The following is an 18,909-nucleotide window of genomic DNA, read 5'->3' as shown; positions in this document are numbered from 1 at the left end:
AATAATACACATTGGCTCTCAAACACTTAGAAAAAACCCACTGTACAACCCAATAAATCACTTTATATGAGTTACCCGGTACTGGTTTACAGTTACTGGTTTAAAGCGACTTGGTAAACACCGCTTATTAAAAGTCACTTAAAGCGTGATACAGGGGCTTTTTATGTCAGTTTTTTTATGTAACGTCCTTTATGCCACTAGCTCTTGCGTGAGCAGCCTTTATGAAGCCAGCCATTTTATAAGTTGCCCTAGGCTGAGGAGCTATCCCCTCAGCCTAGTACGTATAAGCTTGCTTGTTTTATACGAGCAGCTTAGTTACTGGCAATACCCAGTGGTATTTGGGTATGATGGCAAAACACCTTGACCGTATTACCGTTGAGGTCAGTTTTAACATTTTCACCATTAACGATAGGAATGACTTGATCGTCGCCCCATACCGTACTTGATGTCACGACACGTAAGTTTTTGTCTACCAAACCACTTTGCCAAACAATAGTGCCATCACTTCTAATTGTGGCACCATTAAAGGAGGTTTTACTCAACGTCATTGCTTTATCATTTAAGAAGATAACAGGCACATTAAAGTTAGCACTATCAAACCCCTGCAATATGGCTAACTCACCCTTTGTATGATCAAACGCAACGCCCGCATTTATCGTATGCATTGCACCCAACGGCTGATGTTTGAGTTCAGCGCCGTGTAGCTGTAAATACAGTAGCCCGTCTTTTTCAGTGACGGTTGAAAGTGCTTTAACGCCCATATTTCCATCAACGCCACCCAAACTAGGTAAACAAGTATGCGAAGGGTATTCATCGGGCATCAACACCGAACCATTAGACCATACCGTATGGCCATCAACTGGTGCATACCTATTGGAAGTATAAGCTACGGTCGTTCCCATTTCATCACTTACAGAGCCTTGTAGTCTATTTCCAAACTCAACCCTTGCATCATTGCCTGCCCATACATCACCTACACCACCGACGACGACAGAGTTGTTTGAAGGCTCCGTGAAGTTTGAAGGAGATTCATAGTGAAGCAACGAAACATAGCGAGAATCTGGGAATGTAGCATCTGTACGGTTAATTGTTTCTTGTATTGTATGTGTGTTACTTGTCCATGACGCACCGTCATCAAATGTATAAGTTCTTGTGTAATCGCCCTGCATATTCTTACGATTAAGTGGAAATTGCTGACTTACACTATCTACAGGAACCTGAGGAACCCACTGCCCAACAACCCCACCAGGGAATGTGGCGGCAATTCGTTCAGGGTCTCCGATAATATCTACCCAAGGGAGTGATTCGAATTCTGAAGTGGATTTGTAACTGTCCTGTAATGAAAAGATAACCTTGGTCTTTTTCGATGTGCTGACTAATGTACCTGCTGTTAGTTTGAAATATATATACTGGTGTCCAGTAGTGTGAAGCCGAACCTCATCAAATGTATAGACCGTCCCACCTACCTTGAAACTTCCAACTATTGAGAGTCCAGAAGTATTGGGTACTCCTGCAGTTCTTGGTATACTCTTTGTTACTGGGTGTGTGTAGAAATTGATTGGAGAATCAGGACCAATAAAGCAAACCCAACCTTGATTTACAAGTCCAGTGGTCGACTGTTTTAAAGGCATTACAAAAGTAAACGGCACCTTTCCCTTTCCCCTCATTTCACCAGCAACCGCCTTACGCATGCTCTCTTCACGTAACTGATTCACATCAAGCTTATTGGCATTGAGGCGTAAATCTTCTACCTGTCCTGCGTAGATAGCATCATAGTATTTGTATTGGTCGGAGCGGCCTGAGTTTGTCCCGACCTTTCCAAGAGCCTCGCTACTTGCACCTACTTTATCACTGTACTTGATAAAACACTGTGAAGTACTATTAACCAAGTCAAAGGGATCACCTAGTCCACTATTGAAAGTACCGAACCAAGAATAGTGACCACCTCCTGAAATGGCAAATGTATTACAACCCATCGGATTATAAGTCGGATGGTAAGCACCTTGGTTCATGCGTTGCACAAGGGCTATAGGAACTGCGAATGCTCCGTGGCCGTTTACTGTGTGTCTGGCTTCAAATGCACTTACCTCACCATTCGTTGTTAGGTGTTTCCCATTAAAACCTGCTGGACTCCAATAAACGTTATTTACAAACTCTCGTGTGAAATCCAATGAAACCTCACTGGCGTTCTGTGAGTTTATCCAGCAATTGTTGTAACTATAACAAAGTCCATATTTGTTGTTTTCAGTAGGTCTATACTCTTGCCAATCATCCCCTAGACCCTCAACAACCCTCACCCGATACCTTACCTGAATTAATTCATCAGCTTCTGAATCGTAATAGATGTTGTTTTCAGGGTTATCTATTACCTCTTTTTTACGTGCCTCAGACATATCTGACCATCTACGACCATACCCTTGCGTGATGGTATCCCACTCACCAAATGCACAATATCCTTGTGCAATACCATAACCAGTAAGTTTATTCAGCGCCATACCCTTGCCAAATGACGTTGCACCATATTGCACATTACCTAAAGGTACGAATAAATCTTTATCAGAGATTTTCTCATGCCAAGTCTCAAGGAATACTAAGTCTTTACGAGAGGTGATAACTGATTCTGTTACTGGCCTAGCAGATACAGAGCTTATGATGGTTTGTGATCCCAATCCGGTGCCTGTATATAATACGACTGCACTATCCATTGTTGGTGTGCCGCGCAATATATACTCTTTAAACTCCGTACTTTCTATATTTTTACGGTCCATATGTCCATCTGTGGCATTCCAGAAAGATATATTTGCCACTGTACCATTATGATCACCCTGTCTAGCGACCACCCGAATTTCATATTCGACCCCAGCAGTGACGGTAAGTGTTTGTGATATATTACCATCACCTGATACAGAACAAGTTACGGTCGCGATACCATCAACGACAGACGGTGTTGACCTGTATGCGGTCCATCCTGTAGAACCATTCCTAAAGTCTCCATTAGTAACCAACCCTTCAAAAGCCTCAGCAACACTTGCATGCTCGGTTACAACACCTGTAGCAGAGTCGTAAGTTTTAGTACCGTCTGGAGCGGGGGGGAATTGTATTTGTATATTATTAGCAGCTTCAGTCGCGTTGAGAGCAGTGCCTTTAATATGATGTGATACACCATCTATGACAGCGATAGGAAATCCAGAATGTGATGTTCCTGCATCAGACACATTATTACGACGACCCCAGCGCATTTCTTTAAAATACGGCCAAAGACCTTCATTTACTGTACCGTCTGCTCCACTACCTGCCCAATGCTTCCCCCACTCAACAAACCCACTGCCCGCATATTGCTGTTTGCGCAGCTCGCGCAACGCGTCAAATTGGGCTTTACTCATCACATGGGGGTTGGGGTTGATTTTTTCACTGTCTAAAATCAGTTTTGATAGCGTATTAACCTGTTTATTTTGGCCTTGTAGGTTTTTAAACGTCACGGTGCCGTGTTTGGTTTGCCAATCGTTCATGGCTTGGTAGTTACTGTCTACAAAATTATGGGTGTTTTGAATGTCGCCTTTTACCGCGTCAATTTCGGCTAAGCTACTGGTTACACTTTTAGCTAACCTTTGGCTTTCATCTGCTAGCTCTGCTACGTCTACTTGTAGCTGTGTTAATCCGGCTTCAATGGTCATTGGTGGGTCCTTAAAGAAGGTAAATCTGATCCGCTGTGGGAAGGTAAAATAAGAAATGTCGTCGTAGGCGAGGTTTTATGCCTCGCATTATTTAGATTTTATACCTCGTATTATTTAATGCGTGGTGCCATCCGGTTCGGTGTTAAATACCAATAAGCGCGACATAAAGTCGCGCCTACGTTTAATCACCTAACCGCTATTTTTATGGCAACACCGCCGCCCGTAGGCGAGGCTTCATGCCTCGCATTATTTAGGTTTTATATCTCGTATTATTTAATGCATGGTGCCATCCGGTGTGGTGTTAAATTCCAACAAGCGTGACATAAAGTCGCGCCTACGTTTAATCACCTAACCGCTATTTTTATGGCAACACCGCCGCCCGTAGGCAAGGCTTCATGCCTCGCATTATTTAGGTTTTATATCTCGTATTATTTAACGCATGGTGCCATCCGCTGCGGTGTTAAATTCCAACAAGCGCGACGTAAAGTCGCGCCTTCGTTTAATTACATAACCGCTATTTTTATGGCAACACCGCCGCCCGTAGGCGAGGCTTCATGCCTCGCATTATTTAGGTTTTATACCTCGCATCAATTTGGCTTTATACCTAGTATTATTCAAATGCGCTGCGCCATCCGGTGCGGTGTTAAACACCAACAAGTGCGACGTAAAGTCGCGCCTACGGTTTATGAGGTAGGTACTTTTGAGGTCATGTTTAGGCTGCCAAAATTCATACGGCCGGTATTTGCGCCAGCAAAATACAAGGGGCGTACTTTTCGTATTTGGCTGTGAGCAATGGCCGCTTTACAAAGCTGGCCTTGGTTGCCATTCACTTGGCCTCTTGAATCGCCAAACCAACCGCCTTGCCAGGTGCCAACCCAATGGCGCTGAGCTAGTACCTTTTGTTGGCTATAAGTACGGTAACGCACAATGTGGTTAGGCAAGCGAGACGGTACACGGCCACTTAAATAATATCGCCACGGTTGTACGGTATCTAATTGGTCGCTGGTTTTTACTCGTGTGCGCTGGTGGCCAAAATGTAATTGCTGCGCTGAGGCATCAATTAACTGGCGGTTATAACTGGCAAAGCTGGCTTTGCAGAGCACTTTGCCATGCTCTTTAACCAGCACCCCAGAATGATCTGACAATATATGCCCAAACCCCGCTCTTTGCCCCGATAGCGTTTGGTTGCGCACATCATACCCGTTGTATAAGCGCGTCAGTTTGGCACTCACCGGGGCGGAAAGTTGCGCCAATTTAGTCACATTACTGGTTCGGCCTTTTGGCAACTCCCCTAAGTCGAGCTGGTAGGTGTAATGATGCCGACCAGAGTCGGTGTTTTCAATTGTCACATTGGGTAAATCAAGCCAACCCAATGCCATTTCTAAACTTTTAGGGGTCCCGCGAATGCGCTGCCATGCCAGCCCGTCTTGTAACGTTTGTCGTAAATTAGGGCTATAGGGTAATAATGCCTCTAGGCCATATTCCCACACCAGCCACATTAATAACGCGTCGTTTGGGTCGGCTTTTAAGCTGTTTAATTGCGCAATGGCGTCGTCATACGGCGCATGTTGCTGGCTGAGTAACGCTTGTTGCTGTAATTGACTGTGATTAGGGGGTAAAAGCTGTTGTTTGGGTCGTTCGTCGTCGGTGGGTGGTGCGGCTGTTGGCATCATGGGCGTCACTTGCATAAGTCCCTCACTGGCATAGCTTTAATGTGATCGCCCCCATGGCCGCACATTGCGTTTTATCTATATTTTGGCGCTTGTCAGGCTTATGTAACACCACATCGCGTACCCCTTTTTTGTGGAGCTGTGCGCTTAACCAACTGGGAGTTAGGTCCCAGCCGAGGCGAGCCTCTTGCTCCCACGCCAGTGTTAACGCTGCTTGCAACTCGTTAAACACCCGCTCTGAGGTGTTTTCTTGCAAATATACATCCGCCTCCACCTCAATGTGTTTTAAGTCAGCTTTATTCACCTCTACGGTGTCGGTGAGCATTTTCACATCACTGGCGATTACTGCCTTTGTTACCTTGCTCACTACCTCGTCTACATCATGATCTTTTTCACCCAACACGGTAACGGTAACCACGCCGTCTTTTAAGCTTTGCACCGACACGTCTAATATTTCAGTCGGTGCGGCATTGAGGGCATGTTTGCGATAATGCACGCCACTGCCGGCGGTACTCGAGGCAATGGTGTTATCACGAATACGCAAGCGGTAATCTTCGTCAGACTCTTTATCTAAGCGCGACACACCGTAGAACGCGCCTAAGTGCAGTAAGTCGTTATTTTTTGCTTTGGCTAATAAATTAGACGCCGCCGCCTCGTTTATACGCTGGCGCAACAGCGCTTCGCGGTAACTCTCTACCTGTAGCCATACATTAATTGGGTCGCTTTCAAGCTCCAATGCTTGTGCATATTCAGGAGCATATTCAATAAAACGCGCTTTACGTTCCGTTAATATGTCTTGATACGACAGTGATTCAATAATGTTGGGTTCAGGCAGGGTTTGTAAATCAATATGTGTGGTCATGCCACCCCCTGTATGCTGTGATGAAACACACTGTTGTTACGTACTGACATAAACATCAAACTCCATCGTTTCAAAAGTCAATTTAATACACCCTTTCTCTGTGATTAAACCTCTTAGTTTTGCATGACAAAGTGTGCAAGCTTGATGCAATGTCAGTACTGTAAGTCGCTATAGATTGTCTTAAATCTATACCTCTCAATTTATCGCATTGTTAAATTTACAAAACCGAGAAGGTATACTCCACTAATTCAAAAATCGGGGTTTGAAAATCTGAGTTAACAAGTTCCTGATTAACAATCCAAATGCCATTAGTTTCAAACTTGAGCGGTATAGAAAACTGCCCATCTAGCACTTGCGCTGGCATTAATTGAATGCGGCCTGTGTCAATGCGTTTAAAAGGCACTTTGAATCTGCGGTCTGATATTGCGAGCTGACCCGTTGCTATCACTTCGTTTGATTGCTGTGGTACTGTGAACTCGTTGTCATTGTTTGCATAACCGTCCAATTGACCCGATACAGTATCAATAACAATGCTTTTTAGCGCGGTTTCTTCATTTCTTTGTGCAATAAATAACTCCACATCATAGTCACTAACTAATTGCTTATCGCCTTCGTAGTTAGCAAATAGATATAATTGCCCTTCAATCAACACTGTTGATTGCTCTTTGAATAAACCAGTAATATCAGGTAATTGCGGCGCAATCAGCCCCGCATTTATTTTAAGTAAAATTTTCATTGGCACCTACTCTTACAATCTAAAACCAGTTGTAGCAAAAATACTATTTGAAACCCAACCTTCTAGCTCTGAGCGTGTGAAAAATCTAGCATGATAAGGCGCAAGCGCAGAAGTGTAACCCACATATGAAGTATCAATTCCTTGGTGATAAAAAACATTTTTAGACAACTGACTTAAACCGCCGAAAGAGTTTAGACACAATAAATGCTTAGTTTTTACGTAAGATTTGTGTAATGAAGCACCAGAGGTTGATAAGTCACGATTCAACGCAAATTTAGTTACAACAACATCATTAGAGTATCCTCCCGGGCTACTACATAGTGAGTTATTAAACATTATAACTGAGCCATTAAATAACGAGACCCCATATTGCCTATTATTATCATAACCCAGTCCATATATTTGACTTCCCCTTTTTAGTGTCGATATATTGGTTTCATATGTGACACCTGAACCACTAGAAGGTAGTGATATTGTGAAATACAAAGAGTTATTTTCTAGCGTAATAAAGCTTTTAAATGACCCATCTCTTTGAAGATAGTCGTCTGATATCATGGATTCATTACCATCAATACTTAGCTTAAAAAGCTTACGATAATGATCGGTTTGTATAACACCGAGCAGCCATTTTTTAGCTCCGTCATCATAAAAGTGGTAGATGTCTGCATCAGTATGTGATGTAAAAAGCCTTTTACAATCGTACGTCCATTCTATTTCTCCTAACCGGTTGTATTTATTAATGAAACGCCCAAGATTATTCCCTGAAACATTGAAAAAGCTTCCTGCTTCATATGGATTAGCTATGCCAGTACTGTCAATATCATAAATACCGCCATTCACAGTAAATTCAGGCCAAGGTAATAAACTTATAGAGCCGTTTGAAAACGAACCATCACTGTTAAAGCCGCCTTGGTTCTGCTGTGTTTCCCAATCTGTTAACGCCATATCTGCCAGCCTCCATGACTAAATATAAATGTTCTCTCTACACCGGGTATGGCCATTTGATACTCGCTATCTGAGTTGCCTGTACCGTCTGTGATAGCACTGTTAGCCCCTGCGATAACGCGCGCGGGGTTGTCTTTTGTCGCACCCGCGTTAGGACTGAGCGTTACTGTTAAAGTGGCTAAATCAGGAGCGCTTGTGGGCAGAATTAAATTGGTGACGTTTATAAATAAATAGCGCGCGCCTACGGCTGCTTGAGTTTGTGTGCTTACATTGACTAATTTTGACATTAAAACTGGCACACCGCCGAGGGTTTCACCGTCCCCGATATAAAGTTGTTTAGTATCAGTCGAAAAGCCCGGCTCACCGTTTGACAACACGGTGTCGTCACGGTCAACGTCAGGCCCTCGCCTAAACTGGATTTTCCGCGCCATTAAAATTCGCCCCCATCAATCGCGCCGCCTTCAGGTGCCAGCCCCAGCGAATCAACGTAACGGCGAACCCATGCACTCGTTGTAATGTTTGTACTATTATCACTCAATGATTTGGTGGGCGCTTTGGGTGAACCAGTTAGTGACGGCGAGCTAAGTAACTGCGCCTTAGAATAGTTTTCAACGTTCGACAAACCCACATCTGATTTAGCAAGGGATAACGCACCCGTTTTACCGTTTACTGACAGTACGTTATCTGTCGGGGTTTTTAGTAGCTTCCAGTTTGCTAATGAATTGGCGGGGTGCGCGTTCAATATGTAGCACTTGTTTTCATCTGAACGTATCGCCAAATCGCCCTTTTGTGCATTGAGCGCAAGCATGGCGGACTGGTTGGCCACCTCAAATGTGTCGCTAATTGAAAGGCTTGGTAATACATTATCTGGAATTTTACCCGCGCCGTTTAACAACAACACATTGTTTGCAGACGTCCCCGCATTTTTATGAATTGCGTTGCCTAGCGATGAAAATATATCGATACCGCCCGCTGTTGCGCCGTCTCCGATATACAATTTTTTGCTGTCTGTAGCCCAAATTGGTTCGCCTGAGCTTGGGGTGACTGTGGTTCTGCGTGAGTCTGCACCGCGTCTAAATTGTATTTTGTTTGACATTATATTTCGCCTCCGTCTAAGGATTGTAAGTCTGGGTAGGAATCAGTGAATGCACCGCCGTCGAGTGACAGTAATCCAGCTAATTTTGTGATTTGTTTACTAACATACTCTTGCGTTGCATAAACCATACTTGGATCTATCTTGAGTTCTAAAGATTCAGCATTAATGACATCAATAATCGCTTTAATACCCAACTCTGCATTGGCGTTATCATCAATATTCGGTTTATATGTTTCAGGGTATTTAACAATGGCAAACGCTACGTTGTCCTCGGTGTAAAATGCAGCTTCGCGAACATAGAATCCACCCACACTCGATGGCACAATACCAATAATCTCTACCAATTGAGGGTTGTTCTCGACGACAGTCGATGTGTTTATAAGCCCTCTAAATCGTTCGTTTGTGAGCCCTTCTGCATCTGCTTGAATAACACCATCGCCTACGGCAAACTTGGTTATATTTATTTTAATGCCGGTGCCTATCGAATTCGCGATTTTAGCCCGACCAGCTTTTGTCAACATGGTCCAATACTTAGGACTAGACATATTCTCTCCTTGGGTTGATAGTAATTAAATTCAATGATGTGCTCATACTTGAAATGAATAGCTTGGTATTACTTAAGAGTTCGCTTTGGAAGTATGGATAAATTGTGGGCAAAAAAGACGACGTACTAACGCTTGAAATTTTTACATCTGTAAATGCTTGCAGGTTCATATGCAAACTATAATCAACTGATTTGCGTTTAGCCCGATCAATCAACTTGCGGGTTTCTTTAATGAGCGGTAAGTCTATGCCTCGGTGCGACACATACACATCAACCCGAAAAGTGCCCGGTTCTGACATCGGCTCGTGTTCAAACCATTCGCTGATCTGCGCGCCCATATCAAAGTGTGCCAAGGCATTGGTAATGGCAAAACGAGTCCCTAAATATTGATGCTGCTGGTAGCTGTCGGCTACCAATTGGCGCTTAATGGCTTCAGGCCAGCGTTCGTCCCATTCTTTTATACCTTGGCTCCATGCCAACCAAGGTAACAGTGCTAACGGGCAATGCGCTGGCTGCCAAAGCGTTGCGACTACATCCGCGCCTTGTTCGAGGGTGGTTAGCTCTTGGCCAATTAGGGTTTGTAACTGAGTTTGCAGTGCACTGCCTTGATGTAGCGGTTGAAATGGGGTGTCACTGTCATCTATCGCATCGCTCATATCAGCACCTCAAACTCAAGCCCCGCTAGGCCGTTATCACACAGTGCAACTTCATCGCTTGCGACTAAAATGTTTTGCGCGGGGCTGATAAGCTCTACCTCTTCGACCCCTGCTTGGTGCAATACCGCAAACAACGCCGAGCGCTTAATATGCTTGCCTAGCCCAGCGCGTTCTTTTAAATAAGTGGCGACTTTGTCACGCACTTGTTGCTCTACGTGGGCATGACCCGGGCCCAGCTCTAATTTAACTTTGCCGTGTAAGTTAAAGGTGCGCGTTTTAGCAGGTAATAATTGTACTCGGTCACCAATTGGTCGTATTTTTTGTGCGCTTAACACCTCTGACACTGAGTTTTGATCGCCCGCTTTTAGGCCAAAGGTGGTTTCTAATGTGCTCATTAACTCAGTAGATGGCAGCCCGTTAGGGTTTTCATTGCTTAAAATGGTGATCACTATGTGTGACGGGCTGGGGCTAGTAACAAATACATCTTTTACCCGAGGGTCAGCGCTCAAGGTGTGGTATTCGTAGCTTTCTTGCGTACCTGCGGTGTTTAAGCTGTGAAATGCTTTTTGAATGCGTTGGCGCATGCGCTCGTCGGCCTCGCCAGCCAGGCGCGAGACACTGTAGCGTGCGCCAATGTGTTCTAAATCGGCCCCAGTGGCACTGGCTAACAAGCTTGATTTAGCAGCATCGTTAACCCGCGCGCGCAATAATGTGCTTTGATACGCATAGGCGTTTAGCAGCTGGGTGAGTGGATCTGACTCAAGGGCTAATGCACTGGCCAGCTCAGGGTTATTGTTGAGTAATGTTGTTTTTAGGGTCGTGAGGAGATGTTCAGCGTCAAGCTGTTCGAGCACATCAGGCGCTGGCAACTTGGATAAGTCGAGTAATTGAGATGTTGGCATAAGAAACGTCTTTGATAATGAAAATAAGAAGGATGTGCGGCGTAAAGTAATGCATGCGCGGCGTAATACATGCGCAACGTAAAGCCCCGCCCACAGGGGTTATTTGCACCTTGCTGGTAGGCAAGATTTTATATCTCGCTTTGAAAATCTCTTTGAAAATACGTTCGCGGCGTGATGCATGCGCGGCATAAAGCCGCCCCTACGGGGTTGTTTGCACCTTGCTGGTAGGCGAGATTTTATATCTCGCTTTGAAAATACATGCGCGGCATAAAGCCCCGCCTACGGGGTGATTTGAAAACACAGCGCGGCGTAAAGCCCCGCCTACGGGGTTATTTGAAAAAACAGCGCGGCGTAAAGCCACGCCTACGTGATCGCTTCATAAAAATATAGGGCAACACTGTTTGGCTGCAAAATGTCGGCACTGCTAATGCTGCTTTGTGTTGTATCAAGTGCCATTGCAGACGTTGCGGTATGCCACTGTTCGCCATGTTTATAGGCACAAAATTCAGGGCCTTTGTCGCGGGCTTTTTGGGTTAAATTAAACCGCAGCCCTGATCCGTCGGGTATATAATTTGGGTTTATTTGCCCCATCACCCCTTTGGGAAAGGTCGCTACAATATCGTCAATGTGACCTATGATATCGACATACGGCATCACATCAAATTCATCGGTTTCAAAGGCGGTGGTCATAATAATTTGCGCCTTTATGTGCTGTGCATTACTCGTGCTAAACCATTGTGTGGTGTTATTATTGGGGTTAATAAGAGCAATACGCTCCCCGCCACTTACCGCACACTGACTCACTTTTACCCACGTATTTAAGGCGTGGCCCCCTGCAAAGGTAGTGATATTTACCGGAGGTTGGCCACTGGGCACACTCACGTCTAAAAACTTGATCCATACCGTTTCACTGTGCTGCGCTGTGGGCGAAAAATAGTGCGCTCGGTTGTACAGGGGTTTATTGTGCGTCAACGGGTTACTGGTGGCAGGTACGGCCATGCTATCAATCACAATTTCACTGCTTGACGCGTGACATTGGCCGGTATTTATTAACGTAAATGGAATGGTCATTAGCGTCTGCTGTGCAGCATGCGCCACAGCAAATCGTGGGGAGATGTTATCCATAATGGTTCCAAAAAAAGGTGAACTGCGCTAAGGGACTGGGTATGTATAAATGAAACAGAGGTCACTAAGGGGTTAACGCTCAATTATAGACTTATGATAGCAACTATGACGGCAGATAAACGGTCAAACCTGCCCTACCCAGTTAAAAACCTTCGCTGCACCATAAAACCCAGTCATTACAGGGTTATGCATACGCTTTATGGTGTTGTGCTTGATGCTCAAACAGCTAGGAAGCAGGCGTTGTTCCCGTTGCTGTATCCAACTTTTATTTGACAAGCTATACGGCCTAGATCACTTAGACGGCAAAAAAGTGAATGAGCTACTCAATAAACTGCAAGTCGATCATAAAACCCGCTTTGAAAACAGCTGCTTTACCAACCTAGCCCTGTCAACTGGGCAACGTAAACTAATTGCCCTAATAGTCGAACTTATTGAAGACTGATCTGCTTTAATCAAACCGAACACGTTAATAATGGAATATAATCTAATTATTGAGGTGTTAATGACAAAACGAACCAACAGAAATTACACGGCTGAATTTAAACAAGAAGCTGTGGTATTGGTAATCGTTCAAGGTCATAGCGTATCAAAGACAGCAGCATCTTTAGGTATCACGGATAAGTTACTTTATAACTGGAAAGCCAAGGCTGCAGCTGAGCAGTCAGGCGCCAGTTTAAATGCAGACGAACGGGCTGAATTGCTAGGGCTATGTAAGGAAAATAAAAAGCTAAGGATGGAGAAAGAAATATTAAAAAAAGCAAGCGCCCTCCTGCTAAAGGAAACCAAGTAACGTTTAAAACGATAAAGCAGTTATCTTCTATGTTTACCGTGGTTAAACTCTGCAAAGTGATGAGGGTAAGCCGAAATACCATAGGCTATCGAGACCTTAGAAAGAAGTTACGCAGTGAGCACTTTTACGTCAGTAAATATGGCGTTTAGAAATTAACGGCAATACTTGGCTTAGTTGTTACTCAAAAAGTGGCATACAAGGTAACCACCAGACGCAAACACAGTGATGCCGTTACTGATACTTTGTTAAATCATAACTTTAACCCTGTTGCGCCAAATCAGATATAGACAGGAGATGTGACGTACTGAAGAACTGGCGAAGGCTGGATGTATCTGGCTATCGTTATGGACTTATATTCTCGTTGTATAGTTGGCTGACATATTGATAAACGAATGACGACTTACTTAGTGAGCAAAGCTATGATGAGGGCTTAGTGTTTCACTCTGACAGAAGTTCACAGTACGCCAGTAAACAATATCGACGATTACTATGGAACTATGGCGTCAGGGCCAATACAGGCGATGTCGGTGCGTCAATGCGGTTGATGAGCGCTTCTTCGTGAGCTTAAAACATGACTGGTTATTGAAAATTCCTCAACCAACTCGTGAGCATATGAGAAATGATGTAATGGCGTATATGCGCTATTACAACTTAGCACGACTTCATACAGCTAATGGTGAGCTGTCGCCAGCAGAGTATGAGCAAACTTCCTTAAGAAAATGTCCTCAATTAGTTGCGCAGAACAGTATGTTCATATCTGGTATGCGCGACAGATACACCTGTGTGCTGATGAAAGTACACGAGATCAGTTCACTGAGTGACTAACTGAGCACAGCGGCTCGCTAATGTATTTGCGATGGAATGGGTAAAATTAAACAAAAAAGCACTGAAAAACGCCATTAAAAGTAATGTTCCAACAGTAAAAAAATCGTGATGTGCATTGATTCTGCTAGAAAAAGCGTTATTTGAGAAGACTGTGTTTGAGAAGAGCCTGTGTGACAGCGAGAAAATAGGCGACGTTTGTAAAGGCATTATTTAAAATAATATGATTTTGAAGAGGGTATTCTTAAAGGAAGAGTTACTAAGAAAGTGACTAAGGAAAGGCTTTAAAGAGTTGGCTTTAAAAAAGATGAAAATCAGAAGGTTAGTGAGTTGGCTAGCCGGCGGCTAAAAAGCAGCCAGCAGCGAATTAAACAACATAGAAATAAGCACCGCACCTCTTTAACGCTTGGCAAAGGTAACTTAATGGCTAAAAAGATTTCGATGTTTTAGATATAAGATCTAGTCTGAGCTAATACTTATTAGATTAGCTCTTTGTCTTCCTGAATTCATTTCAGGATCCACGAGGCGGTGAGCGGTCAAAACCATAGTTTATTGTGTGGCAAGACCTCAGTAGCAAAGCCAATATTGCTCGGGGAGCTGTAACACAGTGTATGGCCTACCTGATTTGTAATAGGCCATACAAAATTGACTTGGTTATTTAGCTATTTTTTTAGTTAGCTATTAATTTAGGTATTTAGCCCTCATTCATCCATAACCTAGTTTGTTCAAGGCCAGCAGCTTTGCATGCAGCGACCAATTGCGCTTTATTCACACGAGTTTGGCTATTGTCAGCCAATACCCAAGAGACGCTTTCCGTGTCGTCCATTACCAGCGCCGCACGGGCCATACGGGTTTGTGCTGTTTCATTGCCATCAAATACCAGCCCTTCAACCTCAACGGTAATGGCCGCAACATCAATGGCGCGCTGGGCTTTAAAGCGTTCGCGTTTGACTTGTTCAATGTGTTCAGCACTGTGCGCTTCGGTTGCAGGGTGCTGATAGGCAATTAATGCCTCGTCGTCATACACCACTTTAGCGGGGGCTGCTTCGGTGGTGAGCGCTAAATCAACGGTCACATATTCGACCTGATAACAGGCGCGGCGTCGTGCTAAATCAATCATCGGCTCTGCAGGTAACTCGGGGGTAGGCTTTGGCTCTTCGGGGTTTGCTTCATTGTGTGTGTTAGCTGCATCAATTACTTGCTGCACTTGTTCACATTCAATTACCCAGTTTGCGTGTGCGTCATCAAATGTAGTTTGCTCGTGTGCAATGGCCGCTGTGAGCGCTTCATTAATTTGCGCTTGCGGGTGACGCAGCGCAATTTTGGTGTGTACGTCTTGGTATGTGACAACCGGCTGAAGTGCCGGTTCGTCGTTGGTTGGTGCTTCTATTTGTTCTTGAGTCATAAGTATTCCTTAGTCGTTATGCGCTATGCCAAGAGGGACTTGTGTGTGGTGGCAGAAAACTTTCACGGTATTGCCGTTGAGGTCGGTTTTGACGTTTTCGCCATCGATAATGGGGATGGTTTGGTCATCGCCCCAGTGGCTATCGAAAGCTCGTAGTAAAGGATCTACATTGCCTAAACGGTTAATTACTTGCCCAATAGAATTGATTGTGTAACCGTCAAAATCGTGTTTGCGCCATGTAATACTCGCATTGTCGGCAATTGCAATAATTGGTCTGTTTATTAACGCGTTGTCATAGCCCTTGAACAAATATACTTTGCCTTTCGTAATAACGCCTGTAGGAGAATCAGCGTTAATTATAGTCATATCAGCTTGCGTTATCGGTGTATGTTTTAACTCAGCGCCGTGAAGCTGTAAGTAATATAAGCCATTTTTTTCAGTGATAGTTGAGAGTGCTTTAACACCAGAATTGCCCTCGTTTCCGGAAGAAGCCTTAGCTTCAATCGGGTTATGCAGTGGGCCAAACCCATTGTTTTCATTCCCGTAAAGCCTGCCATCGTCTAATATTAAATTATCTGTTAGTTTAAAATTACCGTAAGGCACGTTACTGTCTTTACCAATTTCGCCAATCAAACTATGCTGCAGTCTATTACCGCGTTGAACCCGATACTCAGAATTAAACCTCACATCACCGACATCACCCACTACTACAGTGTTATTTGAAGGCTCTGTGAAGTTTGAATGGGATTCATAGTGAAGCAAAGAAACATAGCGAGAATCTGGGAATGTAGCATCTGTGCGGTTAAGTGTTTCTTGTATTGTATGTGTGTTCTTTGTCCATGACGCACCGTCATCAATTGTAAAAATTCTTGAGTAATTACCTTGTACACTCTTACGATTAAATATGAATGGCTGGCTTATATCATCTAAAGGAATCTGCGGAACCCACTGCCCAACCACACCATCGGGGAATGTGGCGGCTATACGTTCAGGGTCTCCTATAATATCTACCCAAGGGAGTGAGTCGAATTCAGAGGAAAGGTAATCTTCGCTATCCACTATCTGAACGGAGTCGCCTATTACAAAGTCCTCCCCAAAAGAGTTAGCAAAATAAATATACGCTGCGGCTCCCGCAAAGTTAACGTAGACCGCCTTTTTTGTGACAAACCCTGTTGTTTCGCTTTTGATATACACATTATATTTTGGGGTTCTGTTTGTCGAAGTTCCTAGCTCCGTTCTAGCATCAATTCCTGAGACATGACTAAGATACACTCTTGAATATCCGTCGCCTAAATCAGTATATTCTTCAACAACGCCAGTGCCCACTCGAGTGAAAGGCACTTTACCTTTCCCGCGCAAAGTGCCTGAAACTGCCTTACGTATTGCATCTTCACGCAACTTATTTATATCAAGCTTGTTGGCATTGAGACGTAAGTCTTCTACCTGTCCTGCGTAGATGGCATCGTGATATTTGTATTGGTCTTGGCGGCCAACAACGACCTCATCGCCATTAATTTTCGGTCCAAATCTACCCCAAACTACCTTCCCTAGTTCCCAAGACGTATCTATAACTGAATAATCGAAACATGCTCTTTTTGATGTTAAGAATTGTATACCCTCAGAACTATGCCACTTAACCTGAAACCCATTTTCTCTCCATATCTTAGCTGTCCCCATCGGATTATAAGTTGGATGATAAGCGCCTTGGTTCATACGCTGGACGAGGGCGATGGGTACTGCTAAACATCTGTTATTGTGTCCTATTCCCTTCTTTGAAGCGTAACCCTCAAAATCACCGTCGTTAATTGACCAACGATGGCTATTACCTGGTGGATTGAAGTACCCGTTAGCTGACGTAGAGTCTGAATCATAATAGTCATCAGATAATACATTCTGACCTCTAACGTTGAAGAAAGGGAAATTAGTGCTATCTATCTTAGGTCTCCAACTTTTAGATATACCTTTATATGCGTAGCTGTAGTCAAATTCATCCCCAAGCCCTTCAACAACTCTTATTCTGTAACGCACTTGAATATACGCATTGGCACGCGGGTCAAAATAAATATTATGTTCGGGCTCACTTAAAAACAGCGCTTTTTGTGCGTCGGTTAGTGATGACCATTTAGCACCATAGCCCTTGGTGTTTTCGTCCCACTCACCAAAGGCGGAATAACCTTGTGCCACCAAGTTATTGAGTAGCGTGACGCCTTCATAGCTGCTTGCGCCGTATTGCACGTTGCCCAGCGGGTAGACCACGTCTTTATCAGCGATTTTTTCATGCCATGACTCTAAAAACACCAGATCTTTGCGTGAGGTAATGACTTTATTGGTGGTCGTTTCAGCGGCGAATGCCACCTCTGCGTTGGCGTGTTGGGTTGCTGCACCTGTGGCTGAGTCGTAGGTTTTGGTGCCGTCTGGGGCTGGGGGGAAGCGAATAACCGTCGCTTCATTAGTACCGAAATAATTCGTGCCGTAGAGTTTTTGTTTGACGCCATCGACGACAGTATGAGCATGATTAGTTTTACTAGCGCCACTTTTATCACTATTTTCTCGTCCCAAAAATATAGTGTTTGCTACGTGAGGATTAGTTGTAATCATATACAATCCATCATTCACATTTTGCCATGGATCACTTACGGTGCCACGGTAATGCTTTCCCCACTCAACAAACCCACTGCCCGCATATTGTTGCTTACGAGCAGCACACAATGCATCAAACTGTACTTTGGTCATAGCTGGTAGCCAAGGGACTACCGCGTCGTCCATGCGCGCTTTAATTTCAGCATTCACTGCGTTGGCATCGGCTTTTACTTCGCTGATCGCGCTGGCTGTGGCTGCTGCCATGGTATTTTTTGCCGCTGCTACTTCATTGTTAATATCGTTCGTGTGGGTACGAACTGCGCTGGTTAGTTCATTATTTACTCGAGCTAACTCGGCATTTGTGTCATTGAGTTTTTGAATTTGTGACTCGATGGTGCTCATTATAAAAGTCCTTTTTCGGCTAATTGTTGATAAAGATTGACAATATTGGTGTTGGTTTGCGTTTGTGCAGTCAGCATTTCTGTTTGTACTTGGGTCATTTGCATAAACACGTCGTCGTAATACATTTTTAAGTCGCCATTGTGGGTGACGGTAATGGCATCGTGCGGCGCGGCACTGAGTAATAAGTCAAACCCCTGCACAACCGTTGCCATAGGGGTGAGGTAAAAAAGCACATTGTCAGGATGTGACCAAAGGGCAAATAAAGTGCCATCTGATAAGAAAAAGCCGACCTCTCGTACAGCATAGTCGGTGTCGCTGGTGAATTTACCCGACACACGAAACTGGCCATTTTTGTAGTCGGTAGCATCACCCGTCTCTACCCGGTCTTTTTCATTTTTAAGGGCTGTTTGGTTTTTGTTTGGTGTGTACCCCCTATCGCCAATCGCGATATGGCTGAGGTGTACGCTCAAGCCCTTTTCCTTCGCATTCACCGCTTTATTTAAACCGGCTTGCGTAATAATCGGTTGATAAGTATTCATAGAATTTCCATGTATGAAGTTTGAAATGTGGTGGTGTGTGTGGTGTTAGCAACATAAGTTTGGCAAAGCGTAAAATCCCCATCAGCATGTTGCTGCAACTGCGTCATGCCTATTGCATAATTGCAGGCTGCACTTTGTACTGTGATATGACTTAAATCGAA

14 protein-coding genes and 1 pseudogene are annotated in these 18,909 nt (G+C 44.2%); 1 reads left to right on the top strand and 14 read right to left on the bottom strand.

Translation table 11 applies throughout. The features are described from left to right. Window positions 1–311: 311 nt before the first annotated feature. From CWC18_RS00950 to CWC18_RS00900, 11 genes are all read right to left on the bottom strand, one after another. On the bottom strand, window positions 312–3,674 hold the full coding sequence (locus CWC18_RS00950) for a hypothetical protein (RefSeq protein ID WP_138674506.1): 3,363 nt from the start codon (window positions 3,672–3,674) through the stop codon (window positions 312–314). 683 nt (window positions 3,675–4,357) lie between these two features. After that, complete coding sequence (locus CWC18_RS00945) at window positions 4,358–5,362, bottom strand: phage tail protein (RefSeq protein ID WP_138674505.1); 1,005 nt, start codon at window positions 5,360–5,362, stop codon at window positions 4,358–4,360. Window positions 5,363–5,369: 7 nt separating this feature from the next. Then, window positions 5,370–6,206 (bottom strand): baseplate assembly protein, encoded by an 837-nt coding sequence (locus CWC18_RS00940; protein ID WP_138674504.1) that lies wholly within the window; start codon window positions 6,204–6,206, stop codon window positions 5,370–5,372. A gap of 217 nt (window positions 6,207–6,423) precedes the next feature. Then, complete coding sequence (locus CWC18_RS00935; RefSeq protein WP_138674503.1) at window positions 6,424–6,942, bottom strand: hypothetical protein; 519 nt, start codon at window positions 6,940–6,942, stop codon at window positions 6,424–6,426. Between the two features lie 12 nt (window positions 6,943–6,954). Further along, complete coding sequence (locus tag CWC18_RS00930; protein ID WP_138674502.1) at window positions 6,955–7,887, bottom strand: hypothetical protein; 933 nt, start codon at window positions 7,885–7,887, stop codon at window positions 6,955–6,957. Continuing rightward, window positions 7,878–8,318, bottom strand: coding sequence for a hypothetical protein (locus CWC18_RS00925; protein ID WP_138674501.1), 441 nt, complete (start codon window positions 8,316–8,318; stop codon window positions 7,878–7,880). The genes CWC18_RS00930 and CWC18_RS00925 overlap by 10 nt, the downstream gene beginning before the upstream one ends. Continuing rightward, window positions 8,318–8,983, bottom strand: coding sequence for a hypothetical protein (locus CWC18_RS00920; protein ID WP_138674500.1), 666 nt, complete (start codon window positions 8,981–8,983; stop codon window positions 8,318–8,320). Before CWC18_RS00920 ends, CWC18_RS00925 begins: the two co-directional genes overlap by 1 nt. Beyond that, the gene (locus CWC18_RS00915; RefSeq protein ID WP_138674499.1) at window positions 8,983–9,528 is read right to left on the bottom strand and encodes a phage tail protein; all 546 of its coding nucleotides are present in this window, start codon (window positions 9,526–9,528) and stop codon (window positions 8,983–8,985) included. Before CWC18_RS00915 ends, CWC18_RS00920 begins: the two co-directional genes overlap by 1 nt. Then, on the bottom strand, window positions 9,521–10,183 hold the full coding sequence (locus CWC18_RS00910) for a phage tail protein I (RefSeq protein WP_249930057.1): 663 nt from the start codon (window positions 10,181–10,183) through the stop codon (window positions 9,521–9,523). Before CWC18_RS00910 ends, CWC18_RS00915 begins: the two co-directional genes overlap by 8 nt. Beyond that, entirely contained in the window at window positions 10,180–11,085 is a 906-nt protein-coding gene (locus tag CWC18_RS00905; protein ID WP_138674498.1) for a baseplate assembly protein, read from the bottom strand. The genes CWC18_RS00910 and CWC18_RS00905 overlap by 4 nt, the downstream gene beginning before the upstream one ends. A gap of 363 nt (window positions 11,086–11,448) precedes the next feature. Further along, window positions 11,449–12,210 carry a hypothetical protein gene (locus CWC18_RS00900; RefSeq protein ID WP_138674497.1) on the bottom strand — a complete coding sequence of 254 codons (762 nt, stop codon included), beginning with the start codon at window positions 12,208–12,210 and terminating at the stop codon, window positions 11,449–11,451. 472 nt (window positions 12,211–12,682) lie between these two features. Between CWC18_RS00900 and CWC18_RS00895 the strand changes: the two are divergent. Next, window positions 12,683–13,717 (top strand): annotated as a pseudogene (locus CWC18_RS00895) (IS3 family transposase); the annotation flags it as partial. A gap of 799 nt (window positions 13,718–14,516) precedes the next feature. On the opposite strand, the gene CWC18_RS00885 reads toward CWC18_RS00895, so the two are convergent. The 3 genes from CWC18_RS00885 to CWC18_RS00875 are packed head-to-tail and all read right to left on the bottom strand — an operon-like array spanning window position 14,517 to window position 18,748. Next, window positions 14,517–15,227 (bottom strand): hypothetical protein, encoded by a 711-nt coding sequence (locus CWC18_RS00885; protein WP_138674495.1) that lies wholly within the window; start codon window positions 15,225–15,227, stop codon window positions 14,517–14,519. 9 nt (window positions 15,228–15,236) lie between these two features. Continuing rightward, complete coding sequence (locus CWC18_RS00880) at window positions 15,237–18,209, bottom strand: hypothetical protein (protein WP_138674494.1); 2,973 nt, start codon at window positions 18,207–18,209, stop codon at window positions 15,237–15,239. Continuing rightward, window positions 18,209–18,748 carry a phage tail-collar fiber domain-containing protein gene (locus tag CWC18_RS00875; RefSeq protein ID WP_138592394.1) on the bottom strand — a complete coding sequence of 180 codons (540 nt, stop codon included), beginning with the start codon at window positions 18,746–18,748 and terminating at the stop codon, window positions 18,209–18,211. The genes CWC18_RS00880 and CWC18_RS00875 overlap by 1 nt, the downstream gene beginning before the upstream one ends. Between the last annotated feature and the right edge of the window lie 161 nt (window positions 18,749–18,909).

The organism is Pseudoalteromonas aurantia (genome assembly GCF_005886875.1).
GTDB lineage: Bacteria > Pseudomonadota > Gammaproteobacteria > Enterobacterales > Alteromonadaceae > Pseudoalteromonas > Pseudoalteromonas aurantia_A.
The sequence above is the reverse complement of the archived record's forward strand: the minus strand, read 5'-3'. Positions and strand labels throughout refer to the sequence as shown.

Coding starts and splice junctions, on each gene's coding strand:
- CWC18_RS00950 (WP_138674506.1), bottom strand. CDS start 3,674: ATGACCATTGAAGCCGGATTAACACAGCTACAAGTAGACGTAGCAGAG.
- CWC18_RS00945 (WP_138674505.1), bottom strand. CDS start 5,362: ATGCAAGTGACGCCCATGATGCCAACAGCCGCACCACCCACCGACGAC.
- CWC18_RS00940 (WP_138674504.1), bottom strand. CDS start 6,206: ATGACCACACATATTGATTTACAAACCCTGCCTGAACCCAACATTATT.
- CWC18_RS00935 (WP_138674503.1), bottom strand. CDS start 6,942: ATGAAAATTTTACTTAAAATAAATGCGGGGCTGATTGCGCCGCAATTA.
- CWC18_RS00930 (WP_138674502.1), bottom strand. CDS start 7,887: ATGGCGTTAACAGATTGGGAAACACAGCAGAACCAAGGCGGCTTTAAC.
- CWC18_RS00925 (WP_138674501.1), bottom strand. CDS start 8,318: ATGGCGCGGAAAATCCAGTTTAGGCGAGGGCCTGACGTTGACCGTGAC.
- CWC18_RS00920 (WP_138674500.1), bottom strand. CDS start 8,983: ATGTCAAACAAAATACAATTTAGACGCGGTGCAGACTCACGCAGAACC.
- CWC18_RS00915 (WP_138674499.1), bottom strand. CDS start 9,528: ATGTCTAGTCCTAAGTATTGGACCATGTTGACAAAAGCTGGTCGGGCT.
- CWC18_RS00910 (WP_249930057.1), bottom strand. CDS start 10,183: ATGAGCGATGCGATAGATGACAGTGACACCCCATTTCAACCGCTACAT.
- CWC18_RS00905 (WP_138674498.1), bottom strand. CDS start 11,085: ATGCCAACATCTCAATTACTCGACTTATCCAAGTTGCCAGCGCCTGAT.
- CWC18_RS00900 (WP_138674497.1), bottom strand. CDS start 12,210: ATGGATAACATCTCCCCACGATTTGCTGTGGCGCATGCTGCACAGCAG.
- CWC18_RS00885 (WP_138674495.1), bottom strand. CDS start 15,227: ATGACTCAAGAACAAATAGAAGCACCAACCAACGACGAACCGGCACTT.
- CWC18_RS00880 (WP_138674494.1), bottom strand. CDS start 18,209: ATGAGCACCATCGAGTCACAAATTCAAAAACTCAATGACACAAATGCC.
- CWC18_RS00875 (WP_138592394.1), bottom strand. CDS start 18,748: ATGAATACTTATCAACCGATTATTACGCAAGCCGGTTTAAATAAAGCG.